This is a genomic window from Geobacillus sp. DSP4a (assembly GCF_013096875.1).
Classification (GTDB): domain Bacteria; phylum Bacillota; class Bacilli; order Bacillales; family Anoxybacillaceae; genus Geobacillus; species Geobacillus thermophilus.
Genome location: NZ_SDLD01000001.1, coordinates 230875 through 254878, shown reverse-complemented (window position 1 = coordinate 254878; position 24004 = coordinate 230875). Strand labels below are relative to the sequence as shown.

Below are 24004 nucleotides of genomic sequence, written 5' to 3'. Positions count from 1 at the left end.
AAGCGACAAATGCAAACAAATCCGCCTAGTTCGTCCGATACGCTTGGAAACATTGCCATCATGGGAATGAAAAACAGCTGTCCGGTTGCGCCGGACAGCTGCAAGTTCTACCGTTTCCCTTTGATATATGGCGTGCCGGCCGCTTTCGGCGCCTCCGCCCGCCCGATGAAGCCGGCGAGCGCCAAAATGGTGAGCAAGTACGGGGCGATGAGCAAGTAAACCGTCGGAACGTTTTTCAAAAACGGAATGGTTTGCCCGACAATGCTTAAGCTTTGCGCCAGTCCGAAAAAGAGCGCCGCTCCCATCGCGCCGATCGGATGCCATTTGCCAAAAATCATGGCGGCGAGCGCCATAAATCCGTGCCCAGAAATCGTCGCATGGCTAAAATCGCGAGAAATGATCGTCGCGTATACCGCACCGCCCAAACCGCCGAGCGCCCCGCTGATCATGACGGCGATGTAGCGCATTTTGGCGACATGAATCCCCATCGTATCCGCCGCCATCGGATGTTCGCCGACCGCACGCAGCCGCAGGCCAAACGGCGTTTTATAAATCACATACCAAGAGACAAACGCCAACAAAATGGCGATGTACGACGTCACATACGCATTGGAGAACAACAGCGGGCCGATGACCGGGATGTCGCTCAACACCGGCACATCGATTTTGTCAAACCCGACTTGAATTTGGTCGGTCTGGCCTTTGCCGTACATTTTTTTGACTAAAAACAGCGACAGGCCAAGCGCCAAAAAGTTGATCGCCACCCCGCTGACGACTTGGTCGGCGCGAAAGGTAACCGACGCGACAGCGTGCAGCAGGGAAAATACAGCGCCGACCACCATGGCAGCCAATAAGGCAAGCCACGGCGTCCATTCGCCAAACCGATCGGCAAACGTCAAATTAAAGACGATGCCGACAAACGCGCCGATGGTCATCAATCCTTCAAGCCCGATGTTGACGACGCCGGACCGTTCGCTGAACACACCGCCAAGCGCCGTGAAAATGAGGGGAGCCGCAAAGAAAATCGCTGTCGGGATAATCGTCTGCAACACGTCATACACGCTCACTTACTCCGCCCCCTTTTGCCAGCGAGATAACAGCCAGCGAATCATATAGCTCGATGCCACAAAGAAAATGATGAGCGCGATAATAATATCGACGAGTTCGGTCGGCACGCCGGCGCTTGACGGCATTTCCAACGCCCCGACTTTTAAGGCGCCAAACAACAAGGCGGAGAGCAAAATGCCAAACGCGTTGTTGCCGCCGATCAGGGCGACGGCGATGCCGTCAAACCCGAGGCCGGTAAAGCCGGCTTTCGTCGAGATGTTTCCAAATGTGCCAAGCCCCTCCATCGCCCCGGCGACGCCGGCAAAAGCGCCGGAGATGACCATCGCTAAAATGATGTTGGCGCGCACGTTCATGCCGGCATACTGGGAGGCATGCTGGTTGAACCCGACCGCCCGCAGCTCAAACCCTTTCGTCGTCCGCTCAAGCAAAAACCACATGACAAATGCGGCGGCGACAGCGATGAAAATGCCGTAATGCATGGTGGAATGATGCGTAATGGCATCAAAAAAGTCGGAGTGAAGCGATGCGCTTTCTTTCACCGGCTTTGATTTAAATCCCTCATCGGACAAAACGGAACGGATGATGGCGTTCGTTACATGCAAAGCAATATAGTTCATCATAATCGTAATAATGACTTCATGCACTTTTAAATACGCCTTTAGCACGCCCGGGATCAGCCCCCAAAGCGCTCCGGCGAGGGCGGCCGCCAAAATGGCGAGCGGCAAATGGATGATTTTCGGCAAGTCGAACGACACGCCGACCCAGACGGCCGCCAGCCAGCCGACGATCAGCTGCCCTTCGACCCCGATGTTAAACAAGCCGGTGCGAAAAGCAAACGCCACCGCCAACCCGGTTAAAATGTACGGCGTCGTCTGGCGGATCGTTTCGCCGATATAGTACGTATCGCCAAATGCCCCGTACACGAGAGCGTAAAACCCAGCGATCGGGTTGTAGCCGCTCACGAGCATGACGATGGATCCGGCAGCCATGCCGAGCAAGATGGCCAATACAGGAATCAACAATTGCTGGAGACGGTTTGACTTCATCACGACACACCTGCTTCCTTCCATTTGCTTCCGGCCATCAGCAGCCCGAGCTCTTGTTCCGTCGTCTCTTTCGGATCGACGATGGCGACAATTTTCCCCTCATAAATAACGGCGATCCGGTCGCTGACGTTCATGACTTCATCGAGCTCAAATGAGACGAGCAGCACCGCTTTGCCGCGGTCGCGCTGTTCGATGAGCCGCTTATGGATAAACTCGATCGCGCCGACGTCAAGCCCCCTTGTCGGCTGGGCGGCGATCAACAAATCCGGGTCGCGGTCAACTTCGCGGCCGATGATCGCTTTTTGCTGGTTTCCGCCCGACAGCGCCCGCGCCTTCGTATATTCATCCGGCGTGCGCACGTCAAATTCGCGAATGAGCTGGCGCGCTTTTTCGTAAATGGCTTGAAAATTCAACAGACCCCGTTTCGAGTACGGCGGCTGATAGTACGTTTGCAGTACCATGTTTTCGCCGATCGGAAAATCGAGGACAAGCCCGTGCTTATGCCGATCTTGCGGAATATGGCCGACGCCGGCTTCGATGATTTTGCGCGGCGGCAAATTCGTAATGTCTCGGCCGTTGAGGCGGATTGTCCCTGATTCAGCTTTGATCAACCCGGTTATGGCTTCAATGAGCTCGGTCTGGCCGTTGCCGTCAACTCCAGCAATGCCGACGATCTCGCCGGCGTGCACCGTCAAGTTCAAACCGTTGACCGCTTTGATCCCGCGCGCGTCCTTGACGACTAAGTCTTTAATTTCCAACACCGGTTTTCCCGGTTCAGCCGGTTTCTTAGCGGTCGTAAACTGCACCTCGCGGCCGACCATGAGCGCCGCCAGTTCGTTCGGATTCGTCTCCGCCACATTGAGCGTCGCGATCCCTTTGCCGCGGCGGATGACGGTGACGCGGTCGCACACTTCCATAATTTCTTTAAGTTTGTGTGTAATTAAAATGATGGATTTTCCTTCGCGGACGAGCGTGCGCATAATTTGGATGAGCTCGCGGATTTCCTGCGGCGTCAACACCGCTGTCGGTTCGTCAAAAATCAAAATATCCGCGCCGCGGTAGAGCGTTTTTAAAATTTCCACGCGCTGCTGCATGCCGACGGAAATGTCGGCAATTTTCGCTGTCGGATCGACCGCCAGCCCATACCGTTCCGACAGCTCGCGCACCTCCTGTTCGGCCCGCTTCATATCGATCGTTCCGACCCGCGTCGGTTCGCTGCCTAAAATGATGTTTTCCGTCACCGTGAACGTATCGACGAGCATAAAGTGCTGATGCACCATGCCGATGCCAAGATCGTTGGCGACGTTCGGGTCGGTAATGCGCACCGGCTTTCCTTTGACGCGGATTTCGCCGCCGTCCGGCTGGTATAAACCGAACAGCACGTTCATGAGCGTCGATTTGCCGGCCCCGTTTTCGCCAAGCAGAGCGTGTATCTCCCCCTTTTTCACTTGCAGCGTAATGTTGTCATTGGCGACAAACGAGCCAAACACCTTGCGGATATTGAGCATTTCAATCACGTATTCCAAGCGATTCACTCCTTACTCAAGCAAGGTCAAAATCACAAAATGAAAGGCGACAGCGAAACGGCCGCCCTTCATCCTATTTCGCGCAGGAGACTCCCACTTCAACGACCAAAGGGAGTAAGTGGGAGAGGAATGCGCGTTCCCCCTTTCTTTTGTGTATGATCGAATAAAGGCGTGGAGAAAACCGTTCAATAAAGGCACTCCAATAGCTGCTGCTCGATGTATGGAGTTGGTTGCAGGAAACGTTGTAACCGTCAAACATCGAGCGTAGGTCCGTCTGTTGTGTGTGGAAGCCAAGTACTGCCAACAGACACACCGAGAGAATCGGCAACGATGCAGGCATGACCTGCGTCGTTGGGCAGCGGTCAACCTGCCCCCTGATGCAACCCCAAGTCAAGGAAGGAGGACGAAGTCCGTTTGCACTTCTGGGGAGTGGCAAGCCCCCACTTCAAGCGTGAGCGAAGTGGGGGTAGTTGACGATTTTGAAGAAGGCTAGCGGCTCGCGCTAGCCTTCTTCGCCGTTGTTCGTCACTTGATCGTCGCAGCGAATTGCTCGTACTCTTTCCGATTCGTCGGCACTTTCACTTCGCCCTTGATAATTTTTTCTTTCCATTCGTCAACAGCTTTCAGCACATTTTCTGGAATGTTGTCTTGTGTCGGAGCGATGCCAACCCCATTTTCCGGCAACCCGTACTCAATCGTTTTGCCGCCCGGGAAGTCGCCGTCTTTCGCCCGTTTCGCCGTGTCATAGACAGCGACGTCGACGCGTTTCACCATCGAAGTGAGCGTTACGTTGTACGTTTTGCCGCCGACTTTCACTTCCCCTTCCGGTGCTTGGTCTTTATCAACGCCGATCACCCAAATTTCACGGTTCGGATCTTTTTTCTTCAAGTCTTTTGCCTCTGAGAAAACACCGTTTCCAGTCGCCCCGGCCGCATGGTAGATGATGTCGACGCCGGAAGCGTACATGCTCGAAGCGATCGCTTTCCCTTTATCCGCTTGGTCGAACGCCCCGGCGTATTGCACTTTCACAGTCGCCTTCGGGTTGACCGCTTTCACGCCGGCGCGGAATCCGCTTTCGAATTTTTCGATCAACGGAATTTCCATCCCACCGACAAAGCCGATTTTATTCGTTTTCGTCATCAAACCGGCAACAACGCCGACAAGGAACGAGCCTTCATGCTCCTTGAACGTGATGCTGGCGACGTTTGGCTCATCAACAACCGTGTCGACGATGGCGAAATGTTTTTTCGGGTTTTGCTTCGCGACTTCTTTCACCGCGTCGCCCATCAAATACCCGATGCCGAAAATCAAGTCAAAGTCGCTGCGCACGAGCTTGTTTAAGTTGGTTGGATAATCGGTGTCGCTCGTCGACTGCAAATAGTCGTACCCACCGCGTCCTTTTTCTAGCCCGTTGTCTTTGCCGAACTTTTGCAGCCCTTCCCACGCGGACTGGTTGAACGATTTGTCGTCAATGCCGCCGACGTCGGTGACCATGGCGACACTGAACGTATCTTTCTGATTGCCGCCTCCCGCATTGTTGCCGGCTTGTCCGCAGGCGCTAAGCAACGTGCCGGCGGCAAACAGGACGGACAACACCAATCCGATTCGCTTTTTCACATTCACTACCCCCTGGCTTGAAAATTTGTTCTTTAAATTAGTATAAAGCTTCCGCTCTCTTTCTATGTACCCATTTTCACCCCCTTAAAAGCTGAACCGCTTCCGCATGACATGGAAGCTGAACTTGTCGGAGCGGAAGTAGTTGACGGAATAAAAAATCGGCTCGTCGTTTTTGTCGAAATGCATTTGCTTGAGCACAAGCAGCGCCGTTTCCGGGTCGCATTGCAAAATCGGCGACACTTTTTCATGATAGCCGAGCGGCTCGATGTGCGCGACCGCATAGGCGATGTCGCGATGCGTTTGGTTGTGCAAGTTTTCAAACAACGATTCGTGTTCGTACGAAATACCTTTTGGCAAATACTTGCACAAAATTTTATCGAGGCAATAGACGACCGGCTCCCCGTCGGCGGTGCGCACCCGCTCGATCAACAAAATCTCGTCGTCCGGGCGGCATTGAAAACGGCGCATATCGTCTTCTGTCGGCAGCTGGATGGAAGAAGACAAAAAAATCGTTCCCGGTTTTCGTCCGGCTTGGCGGATCATGTCCGTGACGATTGAGAGCTGCTCGATGCCGGACGTAAACAGCGGCCGGGCGTTGACAAACGTTCCGACGCCGTGGCGGCGGATGATAATGTTTTCTTCTTCCAGCACCCTGAGCGCTTCCCTCAATGTCGCCCGGCTGACGCCAAGCTGTTTGGCAAGCTCAAACTCAGACGGCAGCTTTTGCTTTTCTTTGTACACGCCAGTTTCAATATCGTGTTTCAAACGGTCGATGACTTGCAAGTACAGATGGCGGTTGTCTGATTTGATTGACATGACAACGTCCTCCACATGATCTCCTGTAAGAGTCAGACCTCTGACATTAGACATATAACCTTTTTGAGACTACTATATCATTTTTTACTGGCCAAATAAATAGGGTTATCAAATTTTGTCGAAAAAAGATATATTTATGAAAGCGCTTCCAATGCGGCATACGATTGGCAGGCAGGTGGAATCGACCTGCCTGCTTAGCGATCAGGGCTTGCGATGCAGCGCAAAAGACTGTTGATTTCAGCCCATGTTCAATGGAAAAACCTCGTGACGCCAGCGCTTTTCTGACAAAATGCTCTGAGGCCCATTTTCCGCCGAGTGCTACGACGTCTTTTTCAAATCTTCTTTCGACCAAAGAACCGCGCGCGGTTTGCTCCCTTCGTACGGACCGACGACGCCTCGCTCCTCCATGGCGTCGATCAGCCGGGCGGCGCGGTTGTAGCCAATGCGGAAGCGGCGCTGCAGCATCGACACAGAAGCGCTTTGCATTTCCACAACAAGGCGGACGGCCTCTTCATACAAGTCGTCTTCGAAGGCCGATGCGTTCGCCTCCTCTTCCGGTACGATCATCTCCTCGTAATATTGGGCCTGCTGCTGGCCGATGACAAATTGGACGACGTCTTCCACTTCTTGATCGGACACAAATGCGCCTTGCACGCGCACCGGTTTGGACGCGCCCATAGGCAAAAACAGCATGTCGCCGCGGCCGAGAAGTTTTTCCGCCCCGCCCACATCGAGAATGGTGCGTGAGTCAATTTGCGATGAGACGCTGAACGCGATGCGTGACGGAATGTTGGCCTTAATGACGCCCGTGATAACGTCAACCGACGGGCGTTGAGTGGCGATGATCAAGTGAATGCCGGCCGCGCGCGCCATTTGCGCCAACCGAGTGATCGCCTCTTCCACATCTGACGAAGCGACCATCATCAAGTCAGCCAGTTCGTCAATGATGACGACGATATATGGCAAAAGCGGCTGCTGCTCCAGCGCGGCTTCGTTCTGCTGACGGATATGCTCGTTATACCCTTCAATGTTGCGCGTGCCGGTATGGGAAAACAGCTCGTAGCGCCGTTCCATTTCTTGGACGACTTTTTTCAGCGCTTGAGCCGCTTTTTTCGCATCGGTGACGACCGGCGTCAACAGATGCGGAATGCCATTGTAGACGCTTAGCTCGACCATTTTCGGGTCAATCATCATCAACTTCACTTCGTGGGGCTTGGTGCGCATGAGCAGGCTGACGATAATGCCGTTGATACAGACGCTTTTCCCGCTCCCGGTAGCGCCGGCGATCAACAAATGCGGCATTTTGTTCAACTCGGCGGCAACGACTTCCCCGGAAATGTCGCGCCCGAGCGGGATCAACAGCTTGGATTCGGACCTTGTGTGCTCGACCGCCTCCAGCACTTCGCGCAGCGAGACGGTGGCGATCTCCTCGTTCGGCACTTCGATGCCGATTGCGGACTTGCCGGGGATGGGCGCTTCAATGCGGATGTCTTTCGCCGCCAAGGCGAGCGCCAAGTCGTCGCTTAAGCTGACGATTTTGCTTACTTTCACCCCGACGTCCGGGTACACTTCATATTTTGTCACCGCCGGGCCAAGGTGCACCTGCGTCACTTTCGCCTTGACGCCAAAGCTTTGGAACGTTTTTTCCAGCTTGCGCGCATTGGCATAAATATTCGCATGGTCGGTCGACTGCCCAGCCGGCTTTGGCGGACGGAGAAGTTCAAGCGGCGGCAAATCGTAATTGGCATTTTCATGCTCGGAAAACGCCAACGGCGGGGATGCCCCCCCTTCGCTGTCGTCATCTTCCGCAGCCAGCTGTTTCTCTTCTTCCGGCTCGGCGGCCGCCCGGACAGCGGCAAAATCGGATATGATCGGCGGCGGCGAAAGCAATTCGTCGTCCGCCTCAGCAGCCCCGGCTTCTGCCGATTCCTCGGCCGGATAGGCGGCCGTCCGCCGTGAACGCCGGCCTCGTTCTACACTCGCTCGCCGTTTTCTCCCCGCGAGCCATTGTTTCACATCGGCGACGAACGCCAGCCATTCCTTCCGCACAAGCGCGGCCGCCCCAACAACTATCTGTCCGATCGTTTCGCGCAGCGATTTCCCGGTCAATACGACAAAGCCGACTACAAACAGCAGAAAACAAATCCATTTTGTCCCGAGCGAATCAAACAGCTGATAGCTGGCGGCAAACAACAGAGCGCCAGCCATTCCACCGCCTAGGTCGGCATGGGACTCCTTTCCGCCCGCCTCGTTCCAAAACAGCGCCCACGTCGTCCGGATGACGCTCGGATCAAGCTCACCGCGCCGCGACATGAGCTCAAATAACTTCTCGTGACTTAGCAGCAAAAGCGCCGCTGTGATGACTGACACGCCGACAAACGGACGGCTCGCCCATGACGGCCACGATCGTTTCCAAATGAGGATGAGCGATAAAATGAACACTCCCCCTATTAACAGCATGTACCATTCGCCGAAAAAAAAGCGGCCGACAAGCACGAATGTTTCCCCGACAAGCCCGAGGCGAGCCATCGCCACAACGGCAACAGCCAGCAGCCCGAGACCGATCAATTCAAAGCGAATTGTCTCCGTCCATGACTGTTTCTTTGGCGGTTTTCCTTTTTTTTGTCGCTTTCGTTTCGCCATGATCGCTCACTCCAACATGAATGAATTGGCAAGCCGGAAAAAAGCAGCCAACAATGGCTGCTTTTTTCCGTTTGTCTATTATTATATCATGAACAACTTGACAATTCATTACGATGTTGCGACAGAAACCGGAAACCGCACCCCTGGCGCATACTTGGCGTTTAAAAAATGATAGGGGTTGGTGCTTAAGTTTTGCACGATTTCATATTCGCCCGTATCGGTCATTTGGACGAGCAACGGGATGCCTTCGTAATGCACTAGCTTTTGCTTTTCATACGCGGCCGCATCGACCGGGAACACCAAATGTTCCGGCATGATCGTGTACAAAATCATTGGATCATCTTCCCTTCGCCGCCTTTTTTCGCTTCGATCAGCTGGCGCAGCTTCGCCATGGCCTGTGAGACGCCGCCCACTTCATCGATCAAGCCGTACCGGACCGCATCGGGACCGACGACGTTCGTGCCGATGTCGCGCGTCAAATTGCCTTTGGAAAACATGAGCTCTTTAAACTTCTCCTCGCTAATGTTGGAATGCTTCGTTACGAAGCGGACGACGCGTTCCTGCATTTTATCCAAATACTCAAACGTCTGCGGAACGCCAATGACAAGCCCCGTCAAACGGATCGGATGAATCGTCATCGTCGCCGTCTCAGTGATGAACGAATAGTTGCACGAAACGGCGATCGGCACGCCGATCGAATGGCCGCCGCCAAGCACGATGGAAACGGTCGGTTTTGACAGCGAAGCGAGCATTTCCGCAATCGCAAGCCCGGCCTCCACATCACCGCCGACCGTATTTAAAATGACGAGCAGCCCTTCGATTTTCGGATTTTGCTCAATGGCGACGATTTGTGGGATCACATGTTCGTATTTTGTCGCCTTGTTTTGCGGCGGCAGCTGAATATGACCTTCAATTTGGCCGACAATCGTCAGACAATGAATGTTCGTATCCGGTTCCATTTGCGGGACATTCGTCTGCCCAAGCTGGGTGATGGCAGCAGTGGCCTCTTCCGTTTTCGTTTCCGGTTTTTCTTCCGTCTCTTCCTGAAGGTAACGCTCCTTGTCCATCGATTCCTTCTCCTTTCTATCGGTCATACGTTTAGTATGGCCGAAAAGAAAAAGAAAAATGCCGGCAACGGTTCACCGTTTCCAGCATTTCCCTTGGACTTTGAGCATGATTGCGTTATACCTCCATAATAATCGGCAAAATCATCGGCTTTCGCTTCGTTTTCTCAAACAAAAACTGGCTTAGCGCCTCGCGAATGTTCGCCTTTAACGATGACCATTCCAGCATGTATGATTCCAGACAGCGCTTAATGATCTCCGCCACCATTTGCTCAGCCTCTTCCAACAGCGTCTCCGCCTCGCGCATATAAACGAATCCGCGCGAGATGATTTCCGGTCCAGCAGCAATCGTTTTCGCTTCTTTGTTTAGTGTCACCACGGCGATCAAAATGCCGTCCTGCGACAACAAACGCCTGTCGCGCAACACAATGTTGCCGACGTCGCCGATGCCGAGGCCATCGATTAAAATGTTGCCGTACGGCACTTTACCGCCAGGGCGGGCGGCTCCGCCGCGAAATTCGACCACTTCACCTTTGTCAAGCAAAAACGTCCGCTCTTCCGAGATGCCGACCGCCTTCGCCAACCGGGCGTGCGCCTTTTGCATTCGGTACTCCCCATGCACCGGGATGAAATATTTCGGCTTCATCAAATTAAGCATGAGCTTAAGCTCTTCTTGGCAGCCGTGCCCGGACACGTGCACTTGCCGATTGTGGTAAATGACGTTCGCCCCAGCCCGGTATAGGGCGTCGATCGTTTTCGAAAACCCAAGCTCATACCCCGGCATGACAGAAGCAGCGACGATGACGGTGTCTCCTTCTTTAATGTTCACCTGCTTGTTCGCCTGCCGCGCCATGCGCCAAAGCGCGCTCATCGGCTCGCCATGACCCCCGGTCGTCAAAATGACGAGTTCATCATCCCCATAGCGGTCCAAGTCGTAGGCAGAAATCGTCACCTTATCCGGCAGATGCAAATAACCGAGGCGGACGGCGATGTCCATAATTTTATGCAGCGTTTTGCCGATCACCGCCACCTTGCGCCCGTACTGCTTGGCGGCGTAAAGCACTTGTTGGATGCGCGTAATGTTCGAGGCATAGCAGGCGACAAACACGCGCCCTTTCGCGTGGCCGATCACATCTGCAATCTCATGGGCGACGGCTGTATCAGAGCCGCTGTAGCCCGGACGCTCGGCATTCGTGCTGTCCGACAAAAGACAAAGCACCCCTTGTTCGCCGATTTGCGCCATTTTCCCCAAGTCGGCGCGATTATTGCCATACGGCGTCTGGTCAAATTTAAAATCGCTCGTGTACACGATCGCCCCTTGCGATGTATGCAGGCTGATGCCGATGGAATCGGGGATGCTGTGGATCGTGCGGAAAAACGTCACTTTTGCTTTGTCAAACAGCAGTTCAGCGTCAGGATGAATTTCATTCAGTTTGGCGTTTGCAATGCCTTGCTCTTTTAAAATCGCTTCCGCCAACCCGAGCGTCAGCTTCGTCCCGTAGACTGGCACAGACAGCTGCTTGAGCACGTAGGCGATCGCTCCCATATGCTCCTCATGCCCGTGAGTGAGAAAAATCGCCTGAATGCGGTGCTGCCGTTCAATTAAGTAGGCAATGTCCGGGATGACTTTGTCAATGCCAAACATCTCATCTTCCGGGAACATCACCCCGGCATCGAGGACGAAAATGTCCTCGTCCAATTCGACGACATACATGTTTTTGCCGATTTCCCCGACTCCCCCAAGGGCAAAAATGCGTATTTTCTCTACTGGCTTTATTTTGGATTTCAAGGCTGCGTCCTCCCAATTGTGATGCTAACCCGCTCAAAGTCACTTGCCTTTATTATAACGAATTGATGCCAAAAAACACAAGATGGTTCATGAACGAGCCGGCGCATTTCACCGTCTCGACAAAAAAGCCCCAACGTCCGAACCGACGCTGGGGTCATTTGCTGCACGGATATGGCCATCAAGCATCAAGCAGACGGCTGAGCTCGTTTCGCTCCTGCTCGGTGAGCGGAACGAGCGGAAGGCGCACCGAGCCGACATCCAAGCCGCGCAACTGCAGGGCGGTTTTCACCGGCACCGGGCTCGGCGCAGCGAACAGCCCTTTCATGAGCGGCAGCCATTTCCGGTGCAACGCGGCGGCGGCTTGATGGTCGCCGGCCTGGAACGCACGAATCATTTGTTGCATTTCGTTGCCGATGATGTGCGATGCAACAGAAACCACGCCGGCGCCGCCGATCGCCAACACCGGCAGCGTCAAGCTGTCATCGCCGCTATACAGTTGAAAATCGTCCGGCGTGCGTTCAATGATTTCCGCCATCGCTTCTAAATTGCCGCCGGCTTCTTTGACCGCGACAATATTCGGAATCGCTGCCAGCCGAATGACGGTCTCAGGAGCGAGGTTGACCGACGTGCGCCCCGGCACGTTGTACAACATGACCGGCAGCGGCGTGCTCTCAGCGATCGCTTTAAAATGCTGATACAGCCCTTCTTGATTCGGTTTGTTGTAATATGGCGCCACAAGCATGACAGCGTCGACGCCTGCTTCTTCCGCCCGTTTCGTCAGCTGGATCGAGGCGCGCGTATTGTTCGTTCCCGTCCCAGCAATAACCGGCACGCGGCCATTGACGACGGAAACGACATGGCGGAACAGTGCGACTTTCTCTTCCGTCGTCAACGTCGGCGATTCGCCGGTCGTGCCTGCGACAACAAGCGCATCCGTGCCGTTGTCAAGCAAATAGTTGACGAGTTCTGTCGTTTTCGCTAAATCTAAGTTTCCTTTTCGGTCAAAGGGAGTGACCATCGCAGTGACGACATTCCCGAACTGAACCACGGTTTTCACTCCTCATTTTCAAATCGGTTGATCATTCGTCCTGTTCGGCCTCGGACAAGCAAAAGGCGTCGTGCAAGGCATTGACGGCCTTTTCCATATCGTCTTGTTTGACTAATACCCAAATGGTCGTATGGCTGTCTGCCGATTGCAAAATTTGAATGCCTTGCTCCGATAGAGCGGTGACGATTTTGGCCGTTACTCCTGGCACACCGGCAATGCCGGCGCCAACGACCGACACTTTGGCGCAGCGGGGCGTCACAACCGGATCATAGCCAATGCGGCGCAAAGCGGCTATCGCTTTTTCCGTCATATCTCCGCTCACCGTATAGACGACGCCGTACGGTGAAATGTTGATAAAGTCGACGCTGATTCCTTCGTGAGCCATCGCCTGAAATACATCCGACTGCAGTTCATAATGCCCTTCTTTTGCCAACACTTTCATTTGCGTCACATTGGCGACGTACGTAATGCCCGTGACGAGACGCTCTTTCACATCGCTTCCTCTTTGACCGCGCACCGATGACGCAACGAGCGTCCCTGGCCCATCGGAATACGTTGAACGGATGCGCAGCGGTACTTTCGCCTGCATGGCGATTTCCACCGCGCGCGGATGGATCACTTTCGCCCCTTGGTACGCCATATTGCAAATTTCCGTATAGGTGACAACTTCCAACGGCCGAGCATTTTCGACAATACGCGGGTCGGCCGTCATCACGCCATCGACATCGGTAAAAATGTCAACCCACTCGGCGTTTAGCGCCGCGCCGAGCGCCGCGGCCGATGTATCGCTCCCGCCGCGCCCGAGCGTTGTGATGTCTCCGTTTTCCGCCATGCCTTGAAAGCCGGCGACGACGACGACGTCGTATTCCCGAAGCGCTTCAAGCAACCGTTCGCAGCGCATTTCAACAATTTTGGCGTTCGTATGATCACTGGTCGTGCGAAATCCGGCTTGCGCGCCGGTAAACGCCGTCGCCTTGATGCCGTGTTCGTTCAGCAAGTTGCTGAACACGACGCTCGAAATGATTTCCCCGCACGCCATAAGCATATCTTGCTCGCGCTTCGTCACATGGTGACGGGCTCCGCCGATCAAGCCAAGAAGCGTGTCGGTCGCATACGGATCGCCTTGGCGGCCCATCGCTGATACAACGGCGACGACTTTGTACCCATCTTCAAGCGCGTTTTCAATATGGCGGCGCGCCAAGTTTCGCCCGCGTTCGTCGCGGACGGACGTGCCGCCGAACTTTTGAACAATGATTTTCATGATAACACCTCGATACTCGTTAAATGAGCCCGAGCTTCAGCAAACTTTCGGCAATTTGCACGGAATTTGAAGCAGCCCCTTTTAGCAAGTTGTCGGCAACAATCCATAAATGAAAGGCGCGGCTGTTGTCCAAATCGCGGCGGATGCGGCCGACAAAGACGTCGTATTGGCCGACGCAGTTGGCCGGCATCGGATACAGCTGTTCGCTCGGATCGTCTTGGAGAACGACGCCCGGCGCCTCGCGCAGCACCGCTTGCAAATCGGCAGCCGTGACGCCGTCTTGCTCGATCTCGATATACACCGACTCCGAATGCCCGCTCGCCACCGGAATGCGTACGCACGTCGCCGCGACGCTCAGCTCGGGCATATGCATGATTTTTTTCGTTTCGTTGATCATTTTCATCTCTTCGAACGTAAACCCGTTATCTTGAAACTTATCGATTTGCGGAATGGCGTTAAACGCGATTGGGTAATGCTTCCGGTCCGATTTGACCGGCAAAATGGTTGCCTCGAACGGCTTATTGTCAAGCACCGCTTTCGTCTGCTCGTACAGCTCTTCAATCGCCTGCGCCCCTGCTCCCGAGACGGCCTGGTACGTGGAAACGATGACGCGGGATAAGCCGAACGCCTTCCGAATCGGCTCAAGCGCCACGACCATTTGAATCGTCGAGCAGTTCGGATTGGCGATGATGCCGTTATGCCATGTCAAATCGCTTTCGTTCACTTCCGGGACGACAAGCGGCACGTTTTCCTCCATCCGGAATGCGCTCGTGTTGTCGATGACAATCGCCCCGCGCCGAACCGCCTCCGGCGCCAATGCTTTCGACACTGCGCCGCCAGCGCTGAATAAGGCGATATCAACCCCATCAAAGCGCTCGGGCGCGGCGGCCTGCACTTCAATCTCTCTGCCGCGGAAGCGCATTTTTTTGCCAGCCGAGCGTTCTGACGATAACAACGTTAATGTTCCGACCGGGAAGTTCCGGTCTTCAAGCGTCCGCACCATTTGTTGTCCGACTGCCCCCGTGGCTCCGACGACAGCGACATGGTATTGTTTTTCAGCCATCAGCCATTCTCCTTCCACATCGTCACTCTAAAGAGATGAATTCATAGTCTTTATTTTATCACATTCCGCTGTGGACGAGAGAAAATTTTTCTGTCCGACGTCGATTTTCCACACCCTCCGTTAGTCGTTGTAACGGAACCGTTCGATCACAACTGGCTGCAGCTGCTTTCCTTCCAAGGCGGCAAGCACAGTGTCATGCAGGAGCGTCATGCGCGCCACCATCGAGTTCGGTTTGGCGTGCGGAGCATCTTGGCCAAACGGGATGAAGTAAATGTTTTTCGCCGCCATCAGCATCATCAAATTGACGCCGTTTAGGCCGAGGGCGTCATTCGTGGAAATGCCGAGCACGACCGGGCGGTGGTTGCGCATCGTCGCCTTGGCAGCCATCAACACCGGTGAATCGGTCATGGCGTTTGCCAGCTTGCTCATCGAGTTGCCGGTCAGCGGCGCGATGACCATGCAGTCGAGCGGGATTTTCGGCCCGAGCGGTTCAGCCTTGACGATCGTGTCAATCACCTCGTTCCCGGTCAATTGCTCGAGTTTTTTCACCCACTCTTCCCCTTCGCCAAACCGGGTGTTCGTCGTCTTCACCGTATACGTGACGATTGGCAGCACCTCCGCCCCTTCATTCACGAGTTTTTCAATTTCCGGGAACACAGCGTCATACGTGCAGTGCGATCCAGTCAGGCCGAAGCCGATCCGCTTCCCCTTCAGGCTTTTTTCGCTCATTGTTTATTCTCCTTCCGTTTCTGTAAATCTTGATACAAAAGCTGCGCCAAGACGTTGGCGATAATTTGTCCGGCCGTTTTCGGCGCGACGACCCCCGGCAGCCCAGGCGCCAAGATGGCTTTCACTCCGCGCTTTTCAGCATAGCGGAAATCGGTGCCGCCCGGCTTTGACGCCAAATCGATGATCAGCGTATGGGCCGGCATTTTCGCGATGACGCTCGCCGTTACAATCAAATGGGGGACGGTGTTAACACAAACGTCGATATCGCGCACTTCTTTTTCCAAATCATTTAAATGAAACGGTTCAAGCCCCATTTCCGTAATGCGGGCCAAATGTTCCGACCGGCGCGCCCCGACTTTCACTTTTGCCCCCAAAGCGGCAAATGTCCGGGCGACGGTCATGCCGACGCGCCCCAATCCTAAAACGGCGATGCGGGAACCGTGAATCGTAAAATCGGTGTGCTGGATCACCATCATCACCGTTCCTTCAGCGGTTGGGATCGAGTTGTAAATGGCGACATCATCGCGCTCAAACAGCTGGATGTATTTGCGCCCGGTCTTTTTCATCAGTTCGTCTAAATACGAGTTGCTGATGCCGGAATAAACGGTGCACCGCTTGGCTGTTTTTTGCACCATCTCTTCCGTGAACGGAATCGGCTCGTGGGAAAACACGCTGTTGACCTTGCCATCCAATGTCGTGCCGTGAACCGGCAAAATGATCGCATCCAGGTCGGCAAAATCGACCTCCTCGATCGACATCTTCGTCGCCCCGGTAAAATGGTGGGCGAGCTGGTCAAAGCCGACAAGCGACAATTTGGCGTCCAGTTCAACAAGCTTGCGAATCACTTCAAGTTGCCGCGCATCGCCGCCGATGATGGCAACATGCATTCCTGTCAGCATCATATGTCCTCGTCACCTTCTTTACTGGCAAACTGCTCCGTTTCTTTTCCCATCTTATGTTGGAAGAAAAATATAGGTGAATGCTCTTGGCGGAAAAATAGGCCATTGGCGGGCAGCATTTTTTGCCCGCCCGTTTCTTACAATAGAAGTAGGGAAGAGGGAAGGGGGAAGGGGGAATCAGCGTGAGGCTGAGTGAATTAAGCGGCAAAGAAATCGTCGATGTGCGGCGGGCGGAGCGGCTTGGGGTGCTTGGGCAAACGGATTTGGAAATCAACGAGCAAACAGGGCAAATCGAAGCGTTGCTCATCCCGACTGGAAAATGGTTCGGGTTTCGCAAAGACGGGCAGGAAATTCGCGTGCCGTGGAAGTATATTCGCAAAATCGGCGCCGATATGGTGATGATCGACGCTCCGGAACAAGAATGACGGGCGCGCCAAACGAAAAAAGCTAACAACCTCACAACGGGTCGTTAGCTTTTTTTATGCCCGACAGGCGGCTACGATCGAAGCGGGCGCGGCAGCACGCCATCCGGGCTGATTAAGGCGAGCGCGTAATCATCGGTAAAAACGGTGCGCGCCAGCTCATTCACTTTTTCCACCGTGACGCTTTCAATTTCCTCGATAATCTCGTCAAGCGACCGATGGCGGCCGAGAAGAAGTTCGTTTTTGCCGTTGCGGCTCATGCGGCTGTTCGTGCTTTCAAGCCCAAGCATCAAGCTTCCTTTCATCTGTTCTTTGCTGTTATACAGCTCTTTTTCCGTAATACCGTCTTCTTTCAACTGGCGCAGCGTCCGTTGGATCGTTTCAAACAAAACGTCAAGCTGGCTGCTCCCCGTGCCGGCGTAAATGGCGAGCAAGCCGCTGTCTTGGTAGGCGGAATGGTACGAGAACACCGAATACGCCAATCCGCGCTGTTCGCGCACTTCTTGAAACAGCCGGCTGCTCATGCTGCCGCCTAAAATATTGTTGAGGATCAGAAGCGGATACGCATCCGGGTGGCCGACCGGCAGGCCGTTGAACCCGATGCATACGTGCGCCTGCTCCGTGTCTTTTTTGCGCGCGAGCTTTTGCGGCGCAAACGTCGGCGTCCCTGACGGAGCGGGCTTGCGGGACGCAGTGAACGAGCCGAAATAACGTTCGACTTCAGTGATAAACCGCTCATCGACATTGCCGGCAACGGAAACGACAACGCGATCCGGAGTATAGTAGTCGGCCATATATTGGCGCAACGTGTCCCCCGTAAACGTGCGCAACGTCTCTTCCGTGCCTAAAATCGGGTAGCCGAGCGGATGACCCGCATAGCATGCCTTGCCGAGCAAATCGTGGACGATGTCATCCGGCGTGTCTTCGTACATTTTGATTTCCTCAAGCACCACGTTCCGCTCTTTTTGCAGCTCATCCTCAACGAACGTCGAGTGAAAAAACATATCGGCAAGCATTTCCAACGCGAGCGGTGCATGTTCGTCCAACACTTTGGCGTAATAGCACGTATACTCTTTCGACGTAAAGGCGTTCACTTGCCCGCCGATGCTGTCAAACGCTTCGGCGATGTCCCGGGCCGTGCGCGTTGCCGTCCCTTTAAAAAACATGTGCTCTAAAAAGTGGGAAATGCCGTTGTTTTGTTCCGTCTCATTGCGCGAACCTGTGCCGATCCATACGCCGATGGCCACCGACCTTACAGTCGGAATTTGCTCCAGCACGATTCGCACGCCGTTTTTGCACGTGTACTTGTTAATCAACTCCATGTTCCTCCTGTTTTTTGGCCAGTCTTTTCTCGTCGAATAAGGCTGTCAGGCTGCCGATGGCATAGCCTTTCCGCTTGATCGAGGCGATCAGCTCATCGAGTGCGGCCGCCGTCGGCATCGTCGGATGCATCAAAATCATGGCGCCGGGATGGATTTTTGATGTTACCCGTTTCACTATAGCAGATGGCGACGGTTTTTGCCAATCAATTGTATCAACGCTCCACATGATCGTCTTCATGCCGAGCTCGGCGGCGATGTTGACGACGTCATCACGGTAGCTGCCGCTCGGCGGGGCAAACCATTTGCATTTGACCGACGTCGCCGCTTCAATGACTTCATTCGTCTTTTCCAGTTCGCGGCGGACCGCTTCGCTGCTGAGCGTTTTCATATCCGGATGGCTGTAGGAATGGTTGCCGATTTCATGGCCGGCATCTGCTATCATTTTTGCCATCTCCGGATGGTTTTTTACCCATCGCCCTTCCAAAAAGAACGTCGCCTTCACCCCGTGTTTTTTCAACGTCTCAAGCATATCGGGGATGTATTCTTCCCCCCAGGCCACGTTGATGAGCAGCGAGACCATCGGTTTGTCGGGGTGGCCGCGATAGATCGGCGCCGGCGGCAAGTCATCCAAATGAACGCGCGGCGGCACTTGGCGGAACACGAGTTTTCGTTCATCGAACGTTCCCGTTTTCTTCATGTTTTCATAAGAGGCGTCAATATCGACAGCGAGCCCGTTGTACCCCGGCGTCGCCTTCCACACTTTATCAATGACCGCATCCTGGGCGGGAATTTCGTATTGCTTCGCCTGCTTGACAATCGTCTCGTACAGTTTGTCGCGTTCTTTCATGGCGGTCATTTCCGCCGGGCGCCAGCTCTCGATGTAGCCGCCGACCGGAGGCCACTGAACCGCCATCCAAGCGATGAGAAACATGACCGCTAGCGCCATGTATCGGGCATAGCCGTTGTTCACCCTTGTCCCCCTCCTTTTTCACTACTACAACCATATGTCTACGGGAGACAAGTTAGAACATAGCAAAAGAGCCTTAAGAAACAAATTCCTAAGGCTTCATGCGTTGGCGCTCCGGCCGTCTTCCGCGTTTTTCCCGCGGCGGCTCGGCAATGCCGCGCTGCTCGCGCAACACCGCTTTGTGCGACAAGTTGACGCGCCCTTGTTTATCGATTTCGGTCACCTTCACCAAAATTTCATCGCCGATCGACACGACGTCTTCCACTTTGCCGACCCGCTCCTCGGCCAGCTCGGAAATGTGGACGAGCCCGTCCTTGCCGTTGAACAGCTCGACGAACGCGCCGAATTTTTCGATCCGTTTCACCTTGCCCAAATACACTTTCCCCACTTCGACTTCGCGGACGATGTCTTCGATGATTTGCTTTGCTTTTTGGTTGGCCGCTTCATCGACAGAGGAGATGAAAATCGTGCCGTCTTGCTCGATATCGATTTTCACGCCGGTTTCATCGATGATTTTATTGATTTGTTTGCCGCTCGGCCCAATGACCTCGCGGATTTTATCCGGATTGATGTGCATGATCAAAATTTTCGGCGCATATTTGGACAGCTCTTTGCGCGGCTCGCTGAGCGTTTGCATCATATGGTCCAAAATTTCCAAGCGCCCTTTGCGCGCCTGCATGAGCGCCTCTTCCAAAATGTCGCGCGTCAGCCCTTTAATTTTAATGTCCATTTGCAGGGCGGTGACGCCTTTTCTCGTGCCGGCGACTTTGAAGTCCATATCGCCGAGATGGTCTTCAATGCCTTGAATGTCGGTCAAAATTGTGTAATGATCGTCTTGTTTCACCAGCCCCATGGCAATGCCGGCGACCGGCGCTTTAATCGGCACCCCGGCATCCATCATCGCCAGTGTGCTCGCGCAAATGCTCGCCTGCGATGTCGATCCGTTTGACTCGAGCACTTCCGAAACGAGGCGGATCGTGTACGGAAACTCGCGCTCCGACGGCACGACCGGCTCCAACGCCCGCTCCCCAAGCGCGCCGTGTCCGATTTCGCGCCGCCCCGGCCCGCGCATCGGCCCGGTTTCGCCGACGGAAAACGGCGGGAAGTTGTAATGATGCATGAACCGTTTCGATTCTTCCAAATCAAGCCCGTCCAAAATTTGTACATCGCCGAGCGCCCCGAGCGTACAAACGCTCAACACTTGCGTTTGGCCGCGCGTAAACAAGCCCGACCCGTGCGTGCGCGGCAAGACGCCGACCGCCGACGACAGCGGGCGGATTTCATCGACTTTGCGCCCGTCCGGACGGATTTTCTCAACTGTAATCAAACGGCGCACTTCTTCTTTCACAAGCTTGTGCAAAATTTCCTGCACTTGCTTCAGCTTCTCTTCATCCGCCTCTTCCGCTTCGTACTTGGCGATGACGCCCGCTTTTACATCCTCGATGGCAGCATCGCGCGCCAGTTTTTCCGGCACTTGCACCGCCCGCTTAATATCTGCTTCCGCAAGTTGGCGGATTTCCGCCTCCAACTCAGGATCGGGTTCATACAAGACGACTTCCATTTTTTCTTTGCCGACCTGGGCGGCAATTTCCTCTTGGAAAGCAATGAGCCGCTTGACTTCTTCGTGGCCGAACATGATCGCTTCGAGCATCACTTCTTCCGGCACTTCATCCGCGCCGGCTTCGACCATGTTGATGGCATCTTTCGTCCCAGCGACGACAAGATGCAGATCGCTTTTTTCCATCTGCTCGACCGTCGGATTGATGACAAACTGGCCATCGACGCGGCCGACGATGACACCGGCGATCGGTCCTTCAAACGGAATGTCGGAAATCGTCAACGCCGTAGACGCACCGATCAACGCCGCCACTTCCGGGGAGCAGTCTTGGTCGACGCTCATGACCATCGATACGACTTGCACTTCGTTGCGGAATCCTTCGGCAAACAACGGGCGGATCGGCCGGTCGATGAGCCGGCTCGCCAAAATCGCTTTCTCGCTTGGGCGGCCTTCCCGTTTAATAAACCCGCCCGGAATTTTCCCGACCGCGTACAGCCGCTCCTCGTAGTTGACCGTCAGCGGGAAAAAGTCCACATTTTTCGCTTCCCGCGATGCGGTGGCCGTGCTCAGCACCACCGTATCGCCGTAGCGGACGAGCGCCGCCCCGTTCGCCTGTTTTGCCAGTTCGCCGGTTTCAATGACGAGCGGGCGTCCAGCCACATCGATGGAAAACACGCGTTTCTCTTGTTCCATACAGACGAGTACTCCTCTCTATGTACAAAAATAAGGGATCTGCTGATGATTAGTATAGACGAATTGGCGCTATTGTATCATCGCCGCGCAAACGGCGCCTATAAACTAGCAAAAAAGCGGGAATGCTCCCGCTTTTTTATCGACGTAATCCAAGTTTCTCAACTATTTCACGGTAGCGCGCCACATCTTTATTGCGCAAGTAGGCCAACAGCCGGCGGCGTTTCCCGACCATTTTCAGCAGGCCGCGCCGAGAATGATGGTCTTTTTTATGGACGCGCAAATGCTCATTCAAATTGTTGATTTGCTCTGTCAAAATCGCAATTTGCACTTCCGGAGAACCGGTGTCGTTCTCATGGACTTTGAATTGTTCGATGATTTCGCGTTTGCGCTCTTGCGTCAATGCCATCATGGTTCACCTCCCTAGTCTTCGATCCCCGGTTGCCGAGCGGGCGTCGGTGAGTCGCCTGGCCAAGCAACGGTTCGCATACATTGATTAGAATACCTCTTTTTCCGGCAAAATGCAAGTCTTTTCGTCCAAACGCCGGAAATACTGTTTTGCTTCTTCCTTGTCGCGGGCAATTTGCGCCGCCAGCTCGGCGACGCCGGCAAACTTGCGCTCGCTCCGCAGGCGGCGGTGCCACTCAACCGTCACCGTTTCCCCGTAAATGTCGCGCGCGAACGCAAACAAATGCACTTCCACGCTCGGCAACCCTTCGCGCGCCGCATGGAACGTCGGTTTGTAGCCGATGTTCGCCACCCCTTCGTACGTCCGGCCGCCAACGGTCGCTTTGACGGCGTAAACGCCGACCGCCGGCAATAGGTAGTCGCCATTTAACGCAATGTTGGCCGTCGGGAACCCGATCGTCCGCCCGCGCTGCTCCCCGGCGACAACCGTCCCTTCGATGTCATAAAAACGGCCGAGGAGGCGGGGGAGCTGATCGACCGCCCCTTCTTCAATGAGCTTCCGCACCCTTGTCGAACTCACCTTTTCCCCGTCGACGGCCAGCTTTGGAACAACGGTTTGCCCAAAGCGGCCGCGCGCATGAAGCGGCATCGTCTCCATCGTCCCTTTTCCGAACCGGCCATAAGTGAAATCAAAACCGGCGACGACGTGCTTGACATGAAGCCCATCCAAATATTGATCGGCAAACTGCTCCGGCGGCAGGTTGGCGAACGCCGGTGTAAATTCGACGATATACAGTCGATTCACGCCAAGCGCCGCAACCAACTGCTCTTTTTTGTTAAGCGGGGTAATGAGACGAAGCTCAGGTTGTTTGCCAAGCACGACGGACGGATGAGGATGAAACGTCATCACCGCGCTTTCGTATCCGCGTTCATTCGCAATCTCGACCGCCGTCCGGATCACTTTTTGGTGGCCAAGGTGAATGCCGTCAAAATAGCCGAGCGCCATCACCGTCGGGGGAAGCGCCTGGCGCTCAAAGCGATGCGGATGCGAAAGAAATATCGTTTCCATGTCCATAACCCACCTTACTTTTTTTCCGCGCTTCGCCCGGCGTCAACGAAACACTTTGAGCGGTTTCATCAAGCCCGGGCGCGCCGGATGCTTTACATACAGGGCCAGCGCCTCCCGCTCGGGCGTCACGAGCACGACCGGCCCGTCAAGCGCATGCAAAAAGGCGGGAAGCCGGAGCAGCGCCCCGTTTTTTACTTTCTCTGCTACTTTATCATTGATTTCATATTTCGGCAAATGAAAAAGCGCTTGCTCGATCGGAATGAGCAAGGCGGCGGCCGTTCCGTCGGCCGCCCGGCGCTCGACTTCTTCAAGCGTCACACAATCTTCAAGCCGAAACGGGCCGGACGCTGTGCGGATGAGATCGGACATATGAGCCGGATAGCCGAGCTGCTCGCCGACCGTCACTGCGAGCGTGCGGACATACGTGCCTTTGCTGCATGTGACGCGGAAGCGAAATGACACCGTCTCCCCGACAAACTGCTCGCGATCATCGAGCAGCTCGAGCTCGTAAATCGTCACGCGCCGCGTCGGGCGCTCCACCTCAATGCCGGCGCGCGCATATTCATACAGCTTTTTGCCGCCGACTTTCACCGCCGAATACATGGGCGGCGTTTGCTCGATTTCCCCGATAAGGCGGCGGAAAACGGCTTCGATTTCCACCCGCGCAATCGGCCGCTCGACCGGCCGGACGGCAACGACGTCACCGTCGGCGTCTTCGGTCGTCGTCGCTGCGCCGAGCGTCACTTCCCCCTCGTACGTTTTCGTCGCTCCGGTAAGAAATTCCGCAATGCGCGTCGCTTTGCCAAGGCAAAGCGGCAGGACGCCGGACACGTTTGGATCGAGCGTGCCGGTATGGCCGACTTTTTTTACCCCAAGCAGGCGGCGCACCTTTGCCACACAGTCGTGCGACGTTATTCCTTTTGGTTTGTTGAGCAGCAATACCCCGTCCATCGGCGCACCCTTTCCCTGTCTATACTCGCGCAACGGAAATGGATAGAC

21 protein-coding genes are annotated in these 24004 nt (G+C 54.7%); 1 reads left to right on the top strand and 20 read right to left on the bottom strand.

From position 1 onward, the window contains the following. Window positions 1-107 precede the first annotated feature (107 nt). The 14 genes from ETC02_RS01305 to dpaA form a co-directional block, all read right to left on the bottom strand. A complete protein-coding gene (locus ETC02_RS01305; RefSeq protein ID WP_050368526.1) occupies window positions 108-1067 on the bottom strand; it encodes an ABC transporter permease in 960 nt (319 codons plus the stop codon). Further along, complete coding sequence (locus ETC02_RS01300) at window positions 1068-2114, bottom strand: ABC transporter permease (RefSeq protein ID WP_050368525.1); 1047 nt, start codon at window positions 2112-2114, stop codon at window positions 1068-1070. It abuts the gene before it with no gap. Further along, on the bottom strand, window positions 2114-3640 hold the full coding sequence (locus ETC02_RS01295; RefSeq protein ID WP_050368524.1) for an ABC transporter ATP-binding protein: 1527 nt from the start codon (window positions 3638-3640) through the stop codon (window positions 2114-2116). Before ETC02_RS01295 ends, ETC02_RS01300 begins: the two co-directional genes overlap by 1 nt. A 525-nt stretch (window positions 3641-4165) precedes the next feature. Then, window positions 4166-5257, bottom strand: a complete 1092-nt coding sequence (locus ETC02_RS01290; protein WP_050368523.1) for a BMP family lipoprotein — start codon at window positions 5255-5257, stop codon at window positions 4166-4168. 84 nt (window positions 5258-5341) lie between these two features. Further along, entirely contained in the window at window positions 5342-6073 is a 732-nt protein-coding gene (locus ETC02_RS01285) for a GntR family transcriptional regulator (RefSeq protein WP_063211250.1), read from the bottom strand. 318 nt (window positions 6074-6391) lie between these two features. Then, window positions 6392-8716: a DNA translocase FtsK gene (locus ETC02_RS01280; protein WP_063211231.1), complete on the bottom strand. Its 2325-nt coding sequence runs from the start codon at window positions 8714-8716 to the stop codon at window positions 6392-6394. A gap of 108 nt (window positions 8717-8824) precedes the next feature. Continuing rightward, a complete protein-coding gene (locus tag ETC02_RS01275; RefSeq protein ID WP_033008053.1) occupies window positions 8825-9049 on the bottom strand; it encodes a YlzJ-like family protein in 225 nt (74 codons plus the stop codon). Further along, the gene (locus ETC02_RS01270; RefSeq protein WP_033008054.1) at window positions 9046-9783 is read right to left on the bottom strand and encodes a ClpP family protease; all 738 of its coding nucleotides are present in this window, start codon (window positions 9781-9783) and stop codon (window positions 9046-9048) included. The genes ETC02_RS01275 and ETC02_RS01270 overlap by 4 nt, the downstream gene beginning before the upstream one ends. A 115-nt stretch (window positions 9784-9898) precedes the next feature. Further along, a complete protein-coding gene (locus ETC02_RS01265) occupies window positions 9899-11569 on the bottom strand; it encodes a ribonuclease J (protein WP_050368521.1) in 1671 nt (556 codons plus the stop codon). Window positions 11570-11747: 178 nt separating this feature from the next. Then, entirely contained in the window at window positions 11748-12617 is an 870-nt protein-coding gene (dapA, locus tag ETC02_RS01260) for a 4-hydroxy-tetrahydrodipicolinate synthase (RefSeq protein WP_050368520.1), read from the bottom strand. A gap of 31 nt (window positions 12618-12648) precedes the next feature. Further along, a complete protein-coding gene (gene dapG, locus ETC02_RS01255; protein ID WP_050368519.1) occupies window positions 12649-13878 on the bottom strand; it encodes an aspartate kinase in 1230 nt (409 codons plus the stop codon). A 19-nt stretch (window positions 13879-13897) separates the two neighbouring features. Next, entirely contained in the window at window positions 13898-14941 is a 1044-nt protein-coding gene (asd, locus tag ETC02_RS01250) for an aspartate-semialdehyde dehydrogenase (RefSeq protein ID WP_033008061.1), read from the bottom strand. Between the two features lie 120 nt (window positions 14942-15061). Beyond that, the gene (locus tag ETC02_RS01245; protein ID WP_050368518.1) at window positions 15062-15670 is read right to left on the bottom strand and encodes a dipicolinate synthase subunit B; all 609 of its coding nucleotides are present in this window, start codon (window positions 15668-15670) and stop codon (window positions 15062-15064) included. Further along, on the bottom strand, window positions 15667-16572 hold the full coding sequence (gene dpaA / locus ETC02_RS01240) for a dipicolinic acid synthetase subunit A (protein WP_049624699.1): 906 nt from the start codon (window positions 16570-16572) through the stop codon (window positions 15667-15669). Before dpaA ends, ETC02_RS01245 begins: the two co-directional genes overlap by 4 nt. Before the next feature lie 179 nt (window positions 16573-16751). Here dpaA and ETC02_RS01235 point away from each other — a divergent pair, with 179 nt between their 5' ends. Next, window positions 16752-16994, top strand: coding sequence for a YlmC/YmxH family sporulation protein (locus tag ETC02_RS01235; protein WP_033008066.1), 243 nt, complete (start codon window positions 16752-16754; stop codon window positions 16992-16994). A gap of 71 nt (window positions 16995-17065) precedes the next feature. Here the strand turns inward: ETC02_RS01235 and ETC02_RS01230 are convergent, their stop codons facing one another. From ETC02_RS01230 to truB, 6 genes are all read right to left on the bottom strand, one after another. Then, on the bottom strand, window positions 17066-18313 hold the full coding sequence (locus ETC02_RS01230) for a M16 family metallopeptidase (protein ID WP_063211229.1): 1248 nt from the start codon (window positions 18311-18313) through the stop codon (window positions 17066-17068). Next, window positions 18300-19283, bottom strand: a complete 984-nt coding sequence (locus tag ETC02_RS01225) for a polysaccharide deacetylase family protein (RefSeq protein ID WP_033008071.1) — start codon at window positions 19281-19283, stop codon at window positions 18300-18302. The genes ETC02_RS01230 and ETC02_RS01225 overlap by 14 nt, the downstream gene beginning before the upstream one ends. Window positions 19284-19371: 88 nt before the next feature. Beyond that, complete coding sequence (gene pnp / locus ETC02_RS01220) at window positions 19372-21531, bottom strand: polyribonucleotide nucleotidyltransferase (RefSeq protein ID WP_050368516.1); 2160 nt, start codon at window positions 21529-21531, stop codon at window positions 19372-19374. A gap of 136 nt (window positions 21532-21667) precedes the next feature. Next, the gene (rpsO, locus tag ETC02_RS01215; protein WP_033016867.1) at window positions 21668-21937 is read right to left on the bottom strand and encodes a 30S ribosomal protein S15; all 270 of its coding nucleotides are present in this window, start codon (window positions 21935-21937) and stop codon (window positions 21668-21670) included. Window positions 21938-22024: 87 nt separating this feature from the next. Further along, window positions 22025-23011, bottom strand: a complete 987-nt coding sequence (gene ribF / locus ETC02_RS01210) for a bifunctional riboflavin kinase/FAD synthetase (RefSeq protein ID WP_033016836.1) — start codon at window positions 23009-23011, stop codon at window positions 22025-22027. 36 nt (window positions 23012-23047) lie between these two features. Continuing rightward, window positions 23048-23956, bottom strand: coding sequence for a tRNA pseudouridine(55) synthase TruB (gene truB / locus ETC02_RS01205; protein WP_050368515.1), 909 nt, complete (start codon window positions 23954-23956; stop codon window positions 23048-23050). Window positions 23957-24004: the final 48 nt, after the last annotated feature.

What these genes read in the sequence shown, in the direction of transcription:
- asd (WP_033008061.1), bottom strand. Translation starts at nt 14,941, where the DNA reads ATGGCTGAAAAACAATACCATGTCGCTGTCGTCGGAGCCACGGGGGCA.
- truB (WP_050368515.1), bottom strand. Translation starts at nt 23,956, where the DNA reads ATGGACGGGGTATTGCTGCTCAACAAACCAAAAGGAATAACGTCGCAC.
- ETC02_RS01245 (WP_050368518.1), bottom strand. Translation starts at nt 15,670, where the DNA reads ATGAGCGAAAAAAGCCTGAAGGGGAAGCGGATCGGCTTCGGCCTGACT.
- ETC02_RS01270 (WP_033008054.1), bottom strand. Translation starts at nt 9,783, where the DNA reads ATGGACAAGGAGCGTTACCTTCAGGAAGAGACGGAAGAAAAACCGGAA.
- ETC02_RS01285 (WP_063211250.1), bottom strand. Translation starts at nt 6,073, where the DNA reads ATGTCAATCAAATCAGACAACCGCCATCTGTACTTGCAAGTCATCGAC.
- ETC02_RS01300 (WP_050368525.1), bottom strand. Translation starts at nt 2,114, where the DNA reads ATGAAGTCAAACCGTCTCCAGCAATTGTTGATTCCTGTATTGGCCATC.
- dpaA (WP_049624699.1), bottom strand. Translation starts at nt 16,572, where the DNA reads ATGATGCTGACAGGAATGCATGTTGCCATCATCGGCGGCGATGCGCGG.
- dapG (WP_050368519.1), bottom strand. Translation starts at nt 13,878, where the DNA reads ATGAAAATCATTGTTCAAAAGTTCGGCGGCACGTCCGTCCGCGACGAA.
- ETC02_RS01275 (WP_033008053.1), bottom strand. Translation starts at nt 9,049, where the DNA reads ATGATTTTGTACACGATCATGCCGGAACATTTGGTGTTCCCGGTCGAT.
- pnp (WP_050368516.1), bottom strand. Translation starts at nt 21,531, where the DNA reads ATGGAACAAGAGAAACGCGTGTTTTCCATCGATGTGGCTGGACGCCCG.
- ETC02_RS01230 (WP_063211229.1), bottom strand. Translation starts at nt 18,313, where the DNA reads ATGGAGTTGATTAACAAGTACACGTGCAAAAACGGCGTGCGAATCGTG.
- ETC02_RS01280 (WP_063211231.1), bottom strand. Translation starts at nt 8,716, where the DNA reads ATGGCGAAACGAAAGCGACAAAAAAAAGGAAAACCGCCAAAGAAACAG.
- rpsO (WP_033016867.1), bottom strand. Translation starts at nt 21,937, where the DNA reads ATGGCATTGACGCAAGAGCGCAAACGCGAAATCATCGAACAATTCAAA.
- ribF (WP_033016836.1), bottom strand. Translation starts at nt 23,011, where the DNA reads ATGGACATGGAAACGATATTTCTTTCGCATCCGCATCGCTTTGAGCGC.